Genomic DNA, 13,382 nt, shown 5'->3' on the forward strand with positions numbered 1-13,382 from the left:
TCCATGCCGACTGCATGCAAGATCAATAACGACAGGGGTAATGCAATGAAACATGGGATCATCCGAACCTTCATGCTGGCCGCCGCGGCGACAGCCGTCTTCGCCGGCGCCGTCCAGGCCGGGGAGGGCGCCAAGCTCGTGCCCGAGCCCGTCCGTCAGGCGGGCAAGATCACGGTGGGCTCGCAGCAGACCTTCCCGCCCATCGAATTCCGCGAGCCGGGCTTAAGCGTGGTAACCGGCGCCAGCGCCGATCTCCTCGCCGAGATCGCCAAGCGGCTGGAACTGAAGCTGGAATATGTCCAGGCCGAATATGCCGCGCTCATTCCCGGCATCGAGGCGAAACGCTTCGACGTCGCCTCCGGCGGCATCAGCGACACGGAGGAGCGTGAGCAGAAGCTCGATTTCGTCAACTACATGCTCTCCGGCGGCTCGGCCATGGTGCGCACCGAGGATGCGGACAAGTACAAGACCATCGCGGATTTCTGCGGCAAGTCGGTCGCCACGCTGCTCGGCAGCCGCGTCATCATGGCCAAGGTGGAGGAGGCGTCCGCCGCCTGCACGGGCAAGGGCGAGGCGGAAATCCGCGCCGAGCAGCTTCCCTCCGCGCCGGATGCCCGCATGCAGCTCGACCTCAAGCGCGTCGACGCCTATCTCGGCGACTTCCCGGCGCTCGTCTACATGGGCACGCAGTTCCCCGGCAAATACTCCATCGTCGGCGGCAACTACATGCTGACGCCCTACATCACCTCCTGGGGCTTTTCCAAGGACAATACCGCGCTGCGCGATGCGGTGAAGGTGACGCTGCAGGAAATGCTGGACGACGGCGCCTACAAGACGATCATGGACAAGTGGGGCGTCGGCGGCGCCGTGCTGCCCGAGATCACCGTCAACCTGCCGGCCAGCAAGCGCTGACGGGGAGGAAAGGCCATGGCCATGACGGACCGTCTTTCCGCCCCGGAACTTCCGATCGTGCATCGACGCCGCTGGGGAGCCTGGCTCCTCGGCGCCGTCGCCCTCGTCGTGGTGGTGACGATCGTCCACGCGGCCATTCGCGCGCGAATCGTCAATCTCGGCGTCTTCGCCGATTACATCTTCGATCCGCTCATCGTCATGGGGGCGGTCAACGCCCTCATGCTCGGCACGCTGGCGCTGTTCATCGCCACGATCATCGGCTTCATCGCCGCCCTGATGCGGGTCAGCGGCAATCCCATCCTGGTCGCCATCTCCGCAACCTATGTCTATCTCTTCCGCGGCACGCCGATGCTGATCCAGCTCATCTTCTGGTTCAACGCGGTGCCGATCATGTTCCCGTCGATCACCATCAGCCTGCCCTTCATGGCCGAGCCGCTGGTCTCCACGCCCACCACCTCGCTCGTCACGCCGTTCCTTGCCGCGCTTGCCGGCCTTAGCCTCGCGGAAGGAGCCTATATGAGCGAGATCATCCGCGCCGGCATCCTCGCGGTCGACAAGGGCCAGCGGGCGGCGGCGACGGCGCTCGGCATGACCCAGCGCCAGGTATTGGCGCAGGTCGTCATCCCGCAGGCCGGCCGCATCATCATCCCGGCGGCGGGCAACCAGTACATCATGCTTTTGAAATCCTCCTCGCTGGCCTCGGCCATCGGCTATCTCGAACTCCTGCGTGTTGCGACCGACATCTATTCCTCGAACTTCCAGGTCGTCGAACTGCTGGCCGTCGCCGCCTTCTGGTATCTCGTCATGACCGCCTTCGCGACAGCGATCCAGACCGTCCTCGAAAAGGTTTTCCCGCAAAGATGAGCACCGCACCCGAACAGACCCCCGCCGTCTCCGTGGTCGGCGTTTCCAAGAAATGGGCCGCCGTCTCGGCCTTCACCGATGTCAGCTTCGACGTGCCGCAGGGCGAGGTCGTGGCGCTGCTCGGCCCGTCCGGCGCCGGCAAGTCCACGCTGCTGCGCTGCGTCAATCACCTCGAGACCATCTCGGCCGGCCGCATCTACGTGCACGGCGACCTGATCGGCTACCGGCTGGGCGCTCAGGCGCTCTACGAACTGTCGGACGCGGAGATCAGCCGCCAGCGGCAGAAGATCGGCATGGTGTTCCAGCACTTCAACCTGTTCAAGCACATGACGGCTTTGCAGAACGTGATGAGCGGCCCGGTCCACGTCTTGCAAAGGCCGAAGGCGCAAGCCACGGCGCTGGCGATGGACCTGCTCGACAAGGTGGGTCTCAAGGCCAAGGCAGACGCCTATCCGTCGGAACTCTCCGGTGGCCAGCAGCAGCGCGTCGCCATCGCGCGGGCGCTCGCCATGCAGCCGCGCGTCCTCCTGCTCGACGAGCCGACCTCGGCGCTCGATCCGGAACTGGCGCAGGAGGTGGTCGAGACGATCCGCAAGCTCGCCGAGGAAGGCCAGACCATGCTGATCGCCACCCACGACATGGGCATCGCCCGCGACGTCGCCGACCGGGTGATCTTCATGGAGGGCGGCCGCGTTGCCGAGGATGCGCGCTCGAAGGACTTCTTCACCGCGCCGAAGAGCGACCGCGCCCGGCAGTTTCTCGCCCGGCTGCTGCCGGCCCACTAGCTCACCAGATTCTCTTTGTGAGCCCGGCGGTTCGCTCTCAGGCGGGCCATCGAAGCCTTGCGCATTCCGAAGGAGGAAACATGCCCCCGCTCTTCAACAACCTGCATCACGTCTGCATCGTGGTCCGCGATCTCGAAAAGACCGTCGCCTATTATGAGAGCCTCGGGGTCGGCCCCTGGTTCGACTACCCCAAGAAGGGCGCCTATCTCGAATTCGACGTGCCCAACAAGGCAGCCTCGGACGCCATGCGCTACAAGTGCTGCGATCTCGACAACGTGCAGATCCAGCTCTGCGATCCGGGCGAACTGGATTCGCCCCAGAAGCGATTTCTCGACGAACGGGGCGAGGGTGTCTATCACCTCGGCTTCGAGGTGGCCGATCGCGATGCGGCCGAAGCCCATGGCCGCGCGCTCGGCCTCGGGGTCGTGGCCCGCGGCAGGCGCATGGACGGTTCGGGCTTCTGCTACTTCGACACGCGGGACAAGGCCGGCATCGTGCTCGAAGTCCGCAAGTCCTGAGCCTCGGGGTGATGCGCATCTTTTCCGGCGGGGAGGCCGGGCCGGATCTCGGCGCGGCCGTGCGGGGGCGTGAAAGCGTCCTGCTGTGCCTTGCCGCCATGGTGCTGTTCGCCGCGTCGGACATCGTCGCCAAACATCTGTCGGTGACGTTCCACCCCCTGCAGATCGCCTGGTTTCGTTACCTCGCGGCTTCGACCCTGCTGGCGGCCGTCTGTCTGCGCTTCGGCAGGCCGGCTCCCAGCGCGGCTTCGGCGGCGCAGATCATCCGTGGCGTCGGCATGGCCGGAGCAACGATCCTGCTGGTGGCCGCCCTCAGCCTCCAGCCGGTGGCGGAGGCGACCGCACTCGTCTTCATCTCCCCTTGCCTCGTCACGCTGCTGTGCGTGCTGGTCCTCAAGGAACGCGTGCCCGCGTGGCGGTGGGTGGGCGTCTTCGGTGGCCTGCTTGGGGTATTGGTCATCCTGCGTCCGGGATTTGCCGGCTACAATCCCGCCGCCCTCTTTTCGATCGCGTCGGCCGCGTGCTGGGCGACGGCGCTCGTGATGACGCGGCGGGCGGTGGTGGCCGACAGCCTGGCGACGACGCTCGCCTATTCCTCCCTGACGGGCTTCGTGCTCTTGACCGCGGCGCTGCCTCTCGTCTTCCGGGGGTTGAGCATCGCCGATCTGGCGCTGTCTTGGGCGACGGCCGTGTTATGGCTGGCAGCGCATGTCGCCATCGCCTTCGCCTATCGCCGGCCCGAGGCGCAGGTTTCCCGCCTCGCGCCGATTTCCTATACGCATCTGCTCTGGGCCACAGGCTTCGGCTACCTCGTGTTCGGCACGATACCGGACGTGATGACGGTCGCCGGCGCGGCGCTGATCATCGCAAGCGGGCTGGTGGCCCGCAAGGGAGGGAAGCAACCGGCGTGAAATCGAGCGGAAAGCGAGTTTCGCCATGACGGACATGCTTTGATCGGGGCGGGCGATATGGGGTTCGCCACCGTTTCTCGGCCATCGACATGCACGAGGCTTTGCGCATGAGGGCGCACGGCGTCGAGGCGGCGCGGCGACGCTCGCAGGAGCTGGGTGCATAGGCAGGGAACGGCCTGAGCCCTTCTTGTGTTGCCGCAGCCCTTGAATGCCGGAGGCCATTGCTCCATACACGAAGAGATATATCCATCTCCACCGGAGCGGGCAGAGAGCCACCGGGAAAGGAACAGTATTCATGGCATCAAGAAAGGCCTCCGCCGGCGAATTCATCGCATCGGATGTACGCAATCGCCTGCGCAGCATGATTCTCGGCGCGGAATTGAAGCCCGGGCAAAGGCTCGTCGAAGACGATCTCTGTGAGCGGCTGAGCGTCGGGCGGACGCCCGTGCGCGAAGCACTGCTGCTGCTTCAGGGGGAAGGCTTTCTCAGCCGTGAACGGGGTTGGGTCGTCGAAACGATCGATCGCAGCCAGGTGCGCGCCATTTTCGAAAGCCGCGCCGCAATCGAATCGGCCACGGCAAGGCTGGCTGCGCGTCACGCCGAGCAAAACGAGCTGGATACGCTTGCCCAGCTGATCGAGGCGATGGAGCCTGGTGAAACATTGACGCGCAGCGAATTGAACAGCCTCAATACGCGGTTTCACAAGCAGATTGTCTCCGCATCGAAGAACCCCTTTCTTGCTCAATTCCATGAGCGGACACAGTTTCACTACTGGATGCTGCGGGTGCCGATCCTGTTTTCCGAATCCGAGGTTCGGGAGACAAATCTCCAGCATCGACGCATTCTCGAAGCGCTCGTCGATCGAAACGAAGACGAAGCTGAACGTGCCGCGCGGCATCACGTCGAGGCGACGATGGCGATCGTCGAACCGGCGATCGATCTTTGACAAGGAGGATTGGCCGGCTGCAGTGACGATCGCTCGGATGATGAACAGCGAGTTGGCGGTCCGCGCCGAATGGGTGAAGGGACGGATCAGCGCGCCGGCCTTCAGAAAGTGCGACGCGGTAATGTTGCCGCGCCTGAAGATGGCTGCAAGTTCCTTATTTCGCCACACAGAAACATGAGTATAAAAGTCTTGTTTTAATGAGGGGCAGGGCATATACGCTCATTTTGATCCACTCCCCATCAGGACATCGACGGTGAAAGCACTCAACAGATTTCTGGCCGTGTTCGGCCTTTCTTCCACGCTCGCCTTTGCGGTGCAGCCGGTATTCGCATCCACCGCCTATCCGCTGACCATCGAAAACTGCGGTGCGACGGTGACCTTCGCCAAGGCGCCCGAGCGGGCGATCGGTCTTGGCCAGAACAGCGCGGAAATCCTGCTGCTGCTCGGCCTTGAAGACAAGATGGTCGGCACGGCGTTCTGGCCGAGCAAGGTGCTGCCGCAGCTCGCCGAGGCCAACGCCAAGGTCAAGTTGTTGACGGTCGAGTTCCCGACATTCGAGGCGATCCTGGCCGAGAACCCGGATTTCGTCGCTGCCGCGTTGCCGACCCTGATCGGCCCGAGCAGCAAGGTCGCCAAGCGTGAGGATTTCGAGAAGGTCGGCATGCCGTCCTACGTTTCGCCCAGCACCTGCCTCAGCACCGAAAAGGTCAAGAACGAGTATGGCAGCCGCGACCAGCTGTGGAACATGGAGCTGCTCTACAAGGAGATCGACGAGCTTTCGCAGATCTTCGATGTTGCCGATCGTGGCCAGGCGCTGATCGCCGACTTCAAGAAGCGCGAGGCTGCCCTCCGCTCCGGCGTGTCGAAGGACGGCAAGCCGCTCTCCTACGTCTTCTGGTTCTCCAGCCAGTCGCCTTCCGCCGATGCCTATCTTGGCGGCAAGAACAGTGCATCGGGTTACATCGCCGACCTGCTCGGCGGCAGGAACGCCATCACGGCGGAGGCCGAATGGCCGACGCTCGGCTGGGAAAGCATCATTGCCGCCAACCCGGACGTCATCGTCGTCGCCAGTCTCGACCGCAATCGCTGGGAACTCGACAAGCCCGAGGCCAAGATCGCGTTCCTGAACAGCGATCCGGCCGTCAGCCAGATGCCGGCGGTCCAGAACAAGGCGATCGTCGTGATGGACGGCCAGGCCATGAACCCGACCATACGCACGGTTTACGGTGCCGAGCAGGTGGCCGGGCAGCTCAAGGCGCTCGGTCTGTTGAAGTGATCGCTTCGCACCATCCTCGGCGGCAGCATGTCGTCTTCGGCGTGCTGCTGCTGGCCTCGCTGGCGGCTATCGCGCTGGTCGTCGGGGTGAGCGTCGGAATCGGCGATCTGCCGATTCCGCTTTCCACGACCTTCTCTGCCGTAACCAACCGGCTGGGGTGGACGGCGGTGGAACTCAATCGCATCCACGAGACGGTGATCTGGGACTATCGCCTCAGCCGGGCGCTGGTCGCGGCCTTCTGTGGGGCGGGGCTTGCCCTCTCGGGCGCGATCATGCAGTCGCTGCTGCGCAATCCGCTTGCCGAGCCCTATGTGCTCGGCATCTCGGCCGGCGCATCCACGGGGGCGGTTGCTGTCGTCATCCTCGGCATCGGCGCGGGGGCCGTGTCCCTGTCGGCCGGTGCCTTTGCCGGTGCTTTTGCGGCCTTCTTCTTCGTGGCGCTGCTTTCGAACGGTACGCGGGGCGGGGCGGATCGAACCATCCTTGCGGGGGTCGCCGCATCGCAGATGTTCAATGCCGCGACAGCCTATATCGTCACGACGTCGGGCAACGCACAGCAGGCGCGCGACGTGATGTTCTGGCTTCTCGGAAGCTTCGGCGGCGTTCGCTGGCCGGAATTCGCGCTGGTGTCCGTCATCATCAGCCTCGGGCTGATCGCCTGTCTGTTTTACGCCCGCGTGCTGGATGCCTTCGCCTTCGGGGACGAGGCGGCCTCTGCGCTCGGGGTCAATGTCGGCCAGGCAAGGATCGTGCTTTTCGCCTTGACCGCCATGATGACGGCGACGATCGTCAGCATGGTCGGCTCGATCGGCTTTGTCGGACTTGTCGTTCCGCATGCGGCACGGTTCCTCGTCGGGCCGGTGCATATCCGCCTGCTTCCGGCCTGCGCCGTGGCCGGGGCGATCTTCATGGTGCTCGCCGATGTCGCCTCCCGCACCCTGGTCCCGCAGCAGGTTCTGCCGATCGGCGTCGTGACGGCGCTTGTGGGCGTCCCCTTCTTTTCCGTCATTCTGTACCGGTTCCAGCGTGCATCATGAGCATTGAGGTCCACGACATCGTTTGGAAGATCGGCAAGAAGACGATCATCGACGGCATTTCCTTCGAGGCGCCTAAGGGCAAGATGCTGGGCCTGCTCGGCCCGAACGGCTCCGGCAAGACCTCGCTTCTGCGCCTGATTGCCGGGCTGAAGCGGCCGCACTCCGGAAAGGTGACACTGGATGCGCAGGATATCGGGACCATCGGCCGCCGGTCCGTCGCCCGGCGCATGGCATTTGTCGAACAGCATGCCACGACAAACGCCAATCTCCGGGTCGTCGATGTCGTCAAGCTGGGCCGGTTTCCGCACCGGTCGATGTTCTCCGGCTGGACGCCGGCCGATGAGGAGGCCGTGGAAGATGCGCTCGACCGCGCCGGCATTCTCGAAAAGCGCAACGACCGCTGGCAAAGCCTGTCGGGCGGGGAAAAGCAGCGCGCCCATATTGCCCGGGCGCTGGCCCAGTCGCCATCGGAACTGATCCTCGACGAGCCGACGAACCACCTCGACATACAGCACCAGATCGGCTTGATGCGGCTGGTCTCCGGCCTGCCGATCACCAGCATCATCGCCCTGCACGATTTGAACCACGCAGCGATGTTCTGCGATCGCCTGATCGTCCTGCAGAAGGGCAGGATCGTCGCTTGCGGGGCGCCGCACGAGGTCTTGACCGAACATCTCCTGAAGGAGGTGTTCTCGGTGGAGGCCCGGGTCGAAAGCTCGGCCTATCATGCGCGCCCGCATATTCAGTATCTGCGGTAGGCGTCTACCCGCTCGACGCCGACCGAGTTCAGCGGTAGGCGGCGCGCCCAAATGGCCCCATGATAAGTATAAAACATTGCAAATATTGAGAAAAACAAAATCGCACAGGTGAGCGCGCGATTTCTTGTTTGGTCGAGGCGATTTTCCGCTTGTTTCCGCGTCGGAATCCTGTAAAACGATTTACGTAAATCGTTTTACGTGAATTGCACTGCTGGAGGAGGCAGGCGAGATGCCCGTTTCAATCAAGGACGTCGCCAAGAGAGCCGGTGTCTCTCCTGGAACCGTCTCCAACGTTTTTAGCGGAAATCGCGCGGTCAAGGCTGAGCTGATCGAGCGCGTTCGCAGCGCTGCCGCCGAGCTCGGATATGAAACCGATCGGGCCGCTTCCCAGCTGCGGGCTGGAAAGGCCCGCGTGGTGGCTGCTCTCGTTCCCGACCTCAACAACCCCTTCTTCACGAGCCTTATCGCATCGATCGAGGCGCAGGTCCGTGACGAGGGCTTCGACATTATCGTTGCCAGTTCGCATGGGGATGCCGACGAGGAAGCAAGGCGCCTTTCTGCTTTATTGGCCTGGCGACCGGCTGGGATCGTGATCATCCCCTGCAGCGACGAGTTTGCCAGCCGCAATATCCTTGCCGATACTCAGGTTCCGTTCGTGGTCGCCGACCGCGTCCCTTCATTGTTCCAGGGGGATGCGGTGACGATGGACAACATCGATGCCGGCACCAAGGCCGCGGAACATCTCGTCGCCCTTGGACATCGCCGTTTCGTCGTGGCTGCTTCGACATTGAAGCTTCAGAACATCCGGGAACGATGCGCCGGCATCGAGGCGGTTCTGGCGAAGGAAGGCCTTGCCCCGCCTACCCTGATCGAGGTCGGTCTCGATTTCGACACGGCGACGGAGCGTCTCGGCGTCTTCATGGAAGGGGAGCAGCAGGCCAGCGCCTTCATCGCGCTCACCAACTTCGCGACGCTCGGCATTCTCGCTTGTGCGCACCAGACCGGTCTCTCGGTTCCGCGCGACATCTCGGTGGTCGGCTTCGACGACTATTCCTGGATGCATGCGGTATCGCCGCCGATGACGGCCATCCGCCAGCCGGTGAAGCAGATGGGACAGGCAATCTGGACCCGCCTGCGCGGTCATCTCGATGGCCGTTCAGAGCCTGCCTCGCGCGAAAAGCTGACATGTGAACTGGTGGTGAGGGCTTCGACAGCGGCGCCTTCCTCGCTCGGAGATACGCTCCGTATCGCGTGAGATAGACGCGAACAGATAAGCGGCTGCGAACAGCGACAAATCGATGTGGTGAGGCCTCTTCACCGCACGGGAAAACCTTTGCCGGCGTTCAGGCGCCGTCGGCAGGGGATGTGAAGACGCGCCTAAAATGGAGGAGAATGGCATGCAAACCGCAAAAATGATTAGCTCGATTTCCGTCATGGCGCTGCTCGCGGCATCGACCGCCATGGCACAGGAGATCGATTGGAAGAGCCAGCTCGGCGACCATAGCGGCAAGACGCTGCGCGTCATGACCATCACGGATCCGTTCATCGACTCGATGAAGGCCGTCAAGGACGGTTTCACGAATCTTACCGGCGCCAATGTCGAGATCGACGGCTACGGCTACGACGCGCTGCACGAAAAGGAGCTTCTCGCGTGCTCCCAGAACGACGGCAGCTATGACGTCCTGCTGATCGATGGCATCTGGATCGGCGAATTCGCCGAGGCGGGTTGCCTCGACAGCGCAGAGGACAAGATCTCCGAGAATCCCGATACCTTCGCATGGGATGATTTCACGCCGTCGGCCGCCGGGCAGGCGAGCTGGGAAGGCCAGCGCATGTGCCTGCCGGTCGGCATCTATTACGAGCTGATGTACTACCGCACGGACCTTTTCGAGAAGGCGGGCATCAAGGTGCCGGAAACCTTCGAGGAGCTGAAGAAGGCGGCCGCTACCTTCACCAACAATCCGGAGTTTCCCGGCGTCTATGGCTACGCCATGAACAACAAGCGCGGGGCGGCGGCAGGCCAGCAATGGTTCGAGTGGATTTACAGCGCCGGCGGCAAGCCGTGGGCGTCGAATGATATCGGCTCCGCCGAACCGTACAAGGACCAGACGCCGACGCTGAACTCGCAGGAATCGGTCGACCTCGTGCAGTTCTTCCGCGATATGGTCGCCTATGGCCCGCCGGGCGTCGAATCCTTCGCCTGGGACGAGCGTGCCAATGCGTTCGCAGCCGGCAAGCTCGCGATGATCAACGACTGGTCGGTGCGTGCCCAGATCGCAAACGATCCCAAGCAGAGCCAGATCGCGGGCAAGTTCAAGGCGGCGCTGATGCCGCACAAGGACGGCGGCAGGACCGTCTCGCCGGTCGGCGGCTGGATCGCCTGCGTCAACACGCACGGCGCTCAGAAGGATGCGGCCTGGGATTATCTGAAATGGTTCGCCAGCAAGCCGGTCCACCGTGACTTCGTTCTCGCGGGCGGCCCGCCGAGCCGGCTTTCCGCCATGCAGGACAAGGACGTCCAGGCGAAGTTCCCGTGGACCGAAGTGCTCTTCGAAGCCCAGAAGGATGCCTGGGTCGAGGTACGCCCGCGTCATCCGCTGGCCTTCCAGCTCATCGATACCGTCGGCGCGCAGGTCAACAAGGCCATCATCGGCGAAAAGAGCGCCAAGGAAGCCATGGACGGCGCCCAGGAAGACGTGACGAAACTGCTGAAGCAGAACGGTCTGCTCTAACGCTCTCTGTCGGGGGAGGCATTTGGCTCCCTCGACTTCCCGTTTCACGGAGGATCTCTCGATGGCCTATGCCGTTTCGATGACGCGCGCGCCCAAGGAGGCGACCAGGCGCTCCTTCCTGCACGATGATCGATTCCAGATGACGGCGTTCATCGCGCCGACCTGCATCTTCCTCGCGCTTTTGACCATCTGGCCCTTCATCTATTCGGTCTATCTGAGCCTGCATGCAGTGAAGCTGACGGCGATGCAGCGGGCGGTCTTCATCGGTCTCGACAACTACATCAATCTTCTGACAGACCCGCTGTTCCTGCGCGCCATGCTGAACACCGGCATGCTCGCGGTCACGTCGATCACCTGCGAGATCGTCATTGCCTTCGTGATCGCGAAGGCCTTCGTCAGTCTCAGCCATCTCAAATGGGTGAACGGCCTGCGGTCGCTGTTCATGATCCCCATGATGGTGACGCCGCTGATCGTCGGCATGATCTTCTCCTACGTGTTCAACCCGGTGCTCGGCATCGCCAACTACCTGCTGGGCGGCGTCGGCCTCGGGCCGGTCCCGTGGTTCGGGGGATCGACCGCGGCGATGATCTCGATCCTGCTGATCAATATCTGGCAGTGGACGCCGTTCATGATGCTGCTGATCATGGCCGGTCTCCTGTCGATCCGCGCCGATCTTTACGAGGCGGCGCGTGTCGACGGGGCGAAGTGGCACCATGTGATGCGCTTCCTGGAAATTCCGTCGATCAAGGGCATCGTGCTGCTCGGCGTCATCCTGCGCATCATCGATACGCTGCGCTTCTTCGATGTCGTCTATGTCACCACCCGAGGCGGTCCCGGCGATTCCACCATGGTGCTGACCCTCTACGCCTATCAGCAGAACTTCCAGTTCTTCCAGGCGGGCGTCGGCTCTGCCGCCGCGGTCATCATCCTCGTCATCTCCATCGTCATCACCACCTTTGCCGTGAAGCTCCTCAGGAGAATCGAAGATGAATAGTACCTTTCGGCTTCGCGACGTCGGCCCACTGGTGCTGGTCCTCGGCTTCGTCTTTATCTCGGTCGCTCCGATCCTCTGGCTGACGCTCGGTGCTTTCAAGCCGACGGCCGACATCATCGCGATTCCGCCGGTGTGGATCCCCGACTTTACTTATCTCCAGAATTTCCGGGACGTGCTGACGCAATTCTGGCCCTTCATCGTCAACTCGCTGGTGGCAACCATAGGCGCGACCATCTTGGCGCTGGTTCTCGCCGTGCCGACCGCCTTCGCGCTGGTCAACCATCGGTTCAAGGGCAGGGAGGCGCTGGCCGACTGGATCCTTTCCACCCGCATGATGCCGCCGATCGCCGCAGCCGTGCCGCTCTTCGTGATCTTCCGCGGCGTCGGCCTGCTCGACTCGCTGCCGGGCCTCATCATCGCCTATGCCGGCTTCAACCTGCCGTTTGCGGTCTGGATGACCATGTCCTTCGTTCGCCGCGTGCCGAAGGAGCTCATCGAGGCCGCGCGCCTGGAAGGCTGCACCTGGTGGCAGGTGCTGAAGGATGTCGTCCTTCCGCTCAGCAAAAGCGGCCTGGCGGCGGTTGCAACCTTCGTCTTCATCTTCGCCTGGAACGAATTCATGCTCGCGCTGTTCCTGACGACCCGCGAGGCCAAGACCTTCCCTGTCGTCATCTCGTCCTTCGTCGGCACGGGCCGCGTCTATTGGGAATACATCGCGGCAGCCTCGATCATCCAGTGCCTGCCGCCGGTGCTCTTCACCTTCTTCATGCAGAAACACATCGTCTCCGGCGTCACGATGGGCGCCGTGAAGGACTGAACGCAAACGCATTCAAGGGAGATTGCAATGATACCTCGACGTGGAGAAAACAAGACAGCGCTCGTCACCGGAGCGTCCCGTGGTATCGGACGGGCGATCGCCGAGCGGTTGGCTGCCGAAGGATACAGGGTCTTCGCGAACGACCTGAAGGCGCGCGAGGCCGACCTTTCGGACCTTGCTGCCGAAGTGCGGAATGCCGGCGGACTCTGCGAAGTCATCCATTGTGACGTCAGCGATCCGGTCTCGGTCGAGACGATGGCGCGGGACCTTCTGGCAGCAAGCGGTCGTCTCGATCTCTTGGTCAACAATGCCGGTGTACGTTCTGTCCACCAGACGGGCGAAATCGAGCCCGACGAATGGGACCGGATGTTCGCCGTCAACACCAAGGGCACGTTCCTCGTGACCAAGGCCTTCCTTCCGCATTTCCGGGCAAAGGGATCTGGCCGCATCGTCAACATCGCATCCATTGGCGGAAAGCGCGGCGGACCGGGCGAGTCCCATTACTGCGCGTCCAAGGCCGCGGTCATCAACTTCACGCAGGCTCTCGCTGTCGAGGTCGCCAAGGAGGGGATCACGGTCAACGCCGTATGCCCCGGTGTCATCGATACCGATATGGGCCGGTCCCATCTCGAAGATCCGGAAACCTTGAGAAGGGTTCTTGAGAAAACCGCGATGGGCCGCGTGGGCTATCCGCAGGATGTCGTCGGATCGGTCGCATTTTTCGGGTCCGACGACGCTGCCTTCATCACCGGCCAGTCGCTGAACGTCGACGGCGGAATCATCTTCCATTGAGCCGCCGCCCGGACAATGCGCGGCCGCCTTGTCGCCGCAC

The 13,382-nt window shown here is 63.0% G+C and carries 14 protein-coding genes; all 14 read left to right on the forward strand.

The annotated features are described in order from the left end of the window. Positions 1 to 45 precede the first annotated feature (45 nt). The 14 genes from AABQ55_RS29600 (at position 46) to AABQ55_RS29665 (ending at position 13,342) form a co-directional block, all read left to right on the forward strand. The gene (locus AABQ55_RS29600; protein ID WP_272808631.1) at positions 46 to 912 is read left to right on the forward strand and encodes an ABC transporter substrate-binding protein; all 867 of its coding nucleotides are present in this window, start codon (positions 46 to 48) and stop codon (positions 910 to 912) included. Positions 913 to 927: 15 nt separating this feature from the next. Next, complete coding sequence (locus AABQ55_RS29605; RefSeq protein WP_244768666.1) at positions 928 to 1,776, forward strand: amino acid ABC transporter permease; 849 nt, start codon at positions 928 to 930, stop codon at positions 1,774 to 1,776. Further along, on the forward strand, positions 1,773 to 2,561 hold the full coding sequence (locus AABQ55_RS29610) for an amino acid ABC transporter ATP-binding protein (protein ID WP_272808632.1): 789 nt from the start codon (positions 1,773 to 1,775) through the stop codon (positions 2,559 to 2,561). The genes AABQ55_RS29605 and AABQ55_RS29610 overlap by 4 nt, the downstream gene beginning before the upstream one ends. 80 nt (positions 2,562 to 2,641) lie before the next feature. Then, the gene (locus AABQ55_RS29615) at positions 2,642 to 3,079 is read left to right on the forward strand and encodes a VOC family protein (RefSeq protein ID WP_272808633.1); all 438 of its coding nucleotides are present in this window, start codon (positions 2,642 to 2,644) and stop codon (positions 3,077 to 3,079) included. A gap of 11 nt (positions 3,080 to 3,090) precedes the next feature. Beyond that, positions 3,091 to 3,990, forward strand: coding sequence for a DMT family transporter (locus AABQ55_RS29620; protein ID WP_272808634.1), 900 nt, complete (start codon positions 3,091 to 3,093; stop codon positions 3,988 to 3,990). 295 nt (positions 3,991 to 4,285) lie between these two features. Then, complete coding sequence (locus AABQ55_RS29625) at positions 4,286 to 4,936, forward strand: GntR family transcriptional regulator (RefSeq protein WP_244768670.1); 651 nt, start codon at positions 4,286 to 4,288, stop codon at positions 4,934 to 4,936. A 253-nt stretch (positions 4,937 to 5,189) separates the two neighbouring features. After that, complete coding sequence (locus AABQ55_RS29630; protein ID WP_443021248.1) at positions 5,190 to 6,212, forward strand: ABC transporter substrate-binding protein; 1,023 nt, start codon at positions 5,190 to 5,192, stop codon at positions 6,210 to 6,212. After that, positions 6,209 to 7,249 (forward strand): FecCD family ABC transporter permease, encoded by a 1,041-nt coding sequence (locus tag AABQ55_RS29635; protein ID WP_272808635.1) that lies wholly within the window; start codon positions 6,209 to 6,211, stop codon positions 7,247 to 7,249. Before AABQ55_RS29630 ends, AABQ55_RS29635 begins: the two co-directional genes overlap by 4 nt. After that, on the forward strand, positions 7,246 to 8,007 hold the full coding sequence (locus AABQ55_RS29640) for an ABC transporter ATP-binding protein (RefSeq protein ID WP_272808636.1): 762 nt from the start codon (positions 7,246 to 7,248) through the stop codon (positions 8,005 to 8,007). Before AABQ55_RS29635 ends, AABQ55_RS29640 begins: the two co-directional genes overlap by 4 nt. A 229-nt stretch (positions 8,008 to 8,236) precedes the next feature. Continuing rightward, entirely contained in the window at positions 8,237 to 9,262 is a 1,026-nt protein-coding gene (locus AABQ55_RS29645) for a LacI family DNA-binding transcriptional regulator (protein WP_244768672.1), read from the forward strand. A 142-nt stretch (positions 9,263 to 9,404) separates the two neighbouring features. Then, positions 9,405 to 10,739 carry an extracellular solute-binding protein gene (locus tag AABQ55_RS29650; protein WP_244768673.1) on the forward strand — a complete coding sequence of 445 codons (1,335 nt, stop codon included), beginning with the start codon at positions 9,405 to 9,407 and terminating at the stop codon, positions 10,737 to 10,739. A 61-nt stretch (positions 10,740 to 10,800) separates the two neighbouring features. Then, complete coding sequence (locus tag AABQ55_RS29655; RefSeq protein ID WP_272808637.1) at positions 10,801 to 11,733, forward strand: carbohydrate ABC transporter permease; 933 nt, start codon at positions 10,801 to 10,803, stop codon at positions 11,731 to 11,733. Further along, complete coding sequence (locus AABQ55_RS29660) at positions 11,726 to 12,550, forward strand: carbohydrate ABC transporter permease (protein WP_244768675.1); 825 nt, start codon at positions 11,726 to 11,728, stop codon at positions 12,548 to 12,550. The genes AABQ55_RS29655 and AABQ55_RS29660 overlap by 8 nt, the downstream gene beginning before the upstream one ends. 27 nt (positions 12,551 to 12,577) lie before the next feature. Then, positions 12,578 to 13,342, forward strand: coding sequence for an SDR family NAD(P)-dependent oxidoreductase (locus tag AABQ55_RS29665; RefSeq protein WP_272808638.1), 765 nt, complete (start codon positions 12,578 to 12,580; stop codon positions 13,340 to 13,342). Positions 13,343 to 13,382 lie beyond the last annotated feature (40 nt).

The sequence above is a fragment of the Shinella sp. WSD5-1 genome (genome assembly GCF_963942435.1).
GTDB lineage: Bacteria > Pseudomonadota > Alphaproteobacteria > Rhizobiales > Rhizobiaceae > Shinella > Shinella yambaruensis.

What these genes read in the sequence shown, in the direction of transcription:
- AABQ55_RS29600 (WP_272808631.1), top strand. Translation starts at nt 46, where the DNA reads ATGAAACATGGGATCATCCGAACCTTCATGCTGGCCGCCGCGGCGACA.
- AABQ55_RS29605 (WP_244768666.1), top strand. Translation starts at nt 928, where the DNA reads ATGGCCATGACGGACCGTCTTTCCGCCCCGGAACTTCCGATCGTGCAT.
- AABQ55_RS29610 (WP_272808632.1), top strand. Translation starts at nt 1,773, where the DNA reads ATGAGCACCGCACCCGAACAGACCCCCGCCGTCTCCGTGGTCGGCGTT.
- AABQ55_RS29615 (WP_272808633.1), top strand. Translation starts at nt 2,642, where the DNA reads ATGCCCCCGCTCTTCAACAACCTGCATCACGTCTGCATCGTGGTCCGC.
- AABQ55_RS29620 (WP_272808634.1), top strand. Translation starts at nt 3,091, where the DNA reads ATGCGCATCTTTTCCGGCGGGGAGGCCGGGCCGGATCTCGGCGCGGCC.
- AABQ55_RS29625 (WP_244768670.1), top strand. Translation starts at nt 4,286, where the DNA reads ATGGCATCAAGAAAGGCCTCCGCCGGCGAATTCATCGCATCGGATGTA.
- AABQ55_RS29640 (WP_272808636.1), top strand. Translation starts at nt 7,246, where the DNA reads ATGAGCATTGAGGTCCACGACATCGTTTGGAAGATCGGCAAGAAGACG.
- AABQ55_RS29645 (WP_244768672.1), top strand. Translation starts at nt 8,237, where the DNA reads ATGCCCGTTTCAATCAAGGACGTCGCCAAGAGAGCCGGTGTCTCTCCT.
- AABQ55_RS29650 (WP_244768673.1), top strand. Translation starts at nt 9,405, where the DNA reads ATGCAAACCGCAAAAATGATTAGCTCGATTTCCGTCATGGCGCTGCTC.
- AABQ55_RS29655 (WP_272808637.1), top strand. Translation starts at nt 10,801, where the DNA reads ATGGCCTATGCCGTTTCGATGACGCGCGCGCCCAAGGAGGCGACCAGG.
- AABQ55_RS29660 (WP_244768675.1), top strand. Translation starts at nt 11,726, where the DNA reads ATGAATAGTACCTTTCGGCTTCGCGACGTCGGCCCACTGGTGCTGGTC.
- AABQ55_RS29665 (WP_272808638.1), top strand. Translation starts at nt 12,578, where the DNA reads ATGATACCTCGACGTGGAGAAAACAAGACAGCGCTCGTCACCGGAGCG.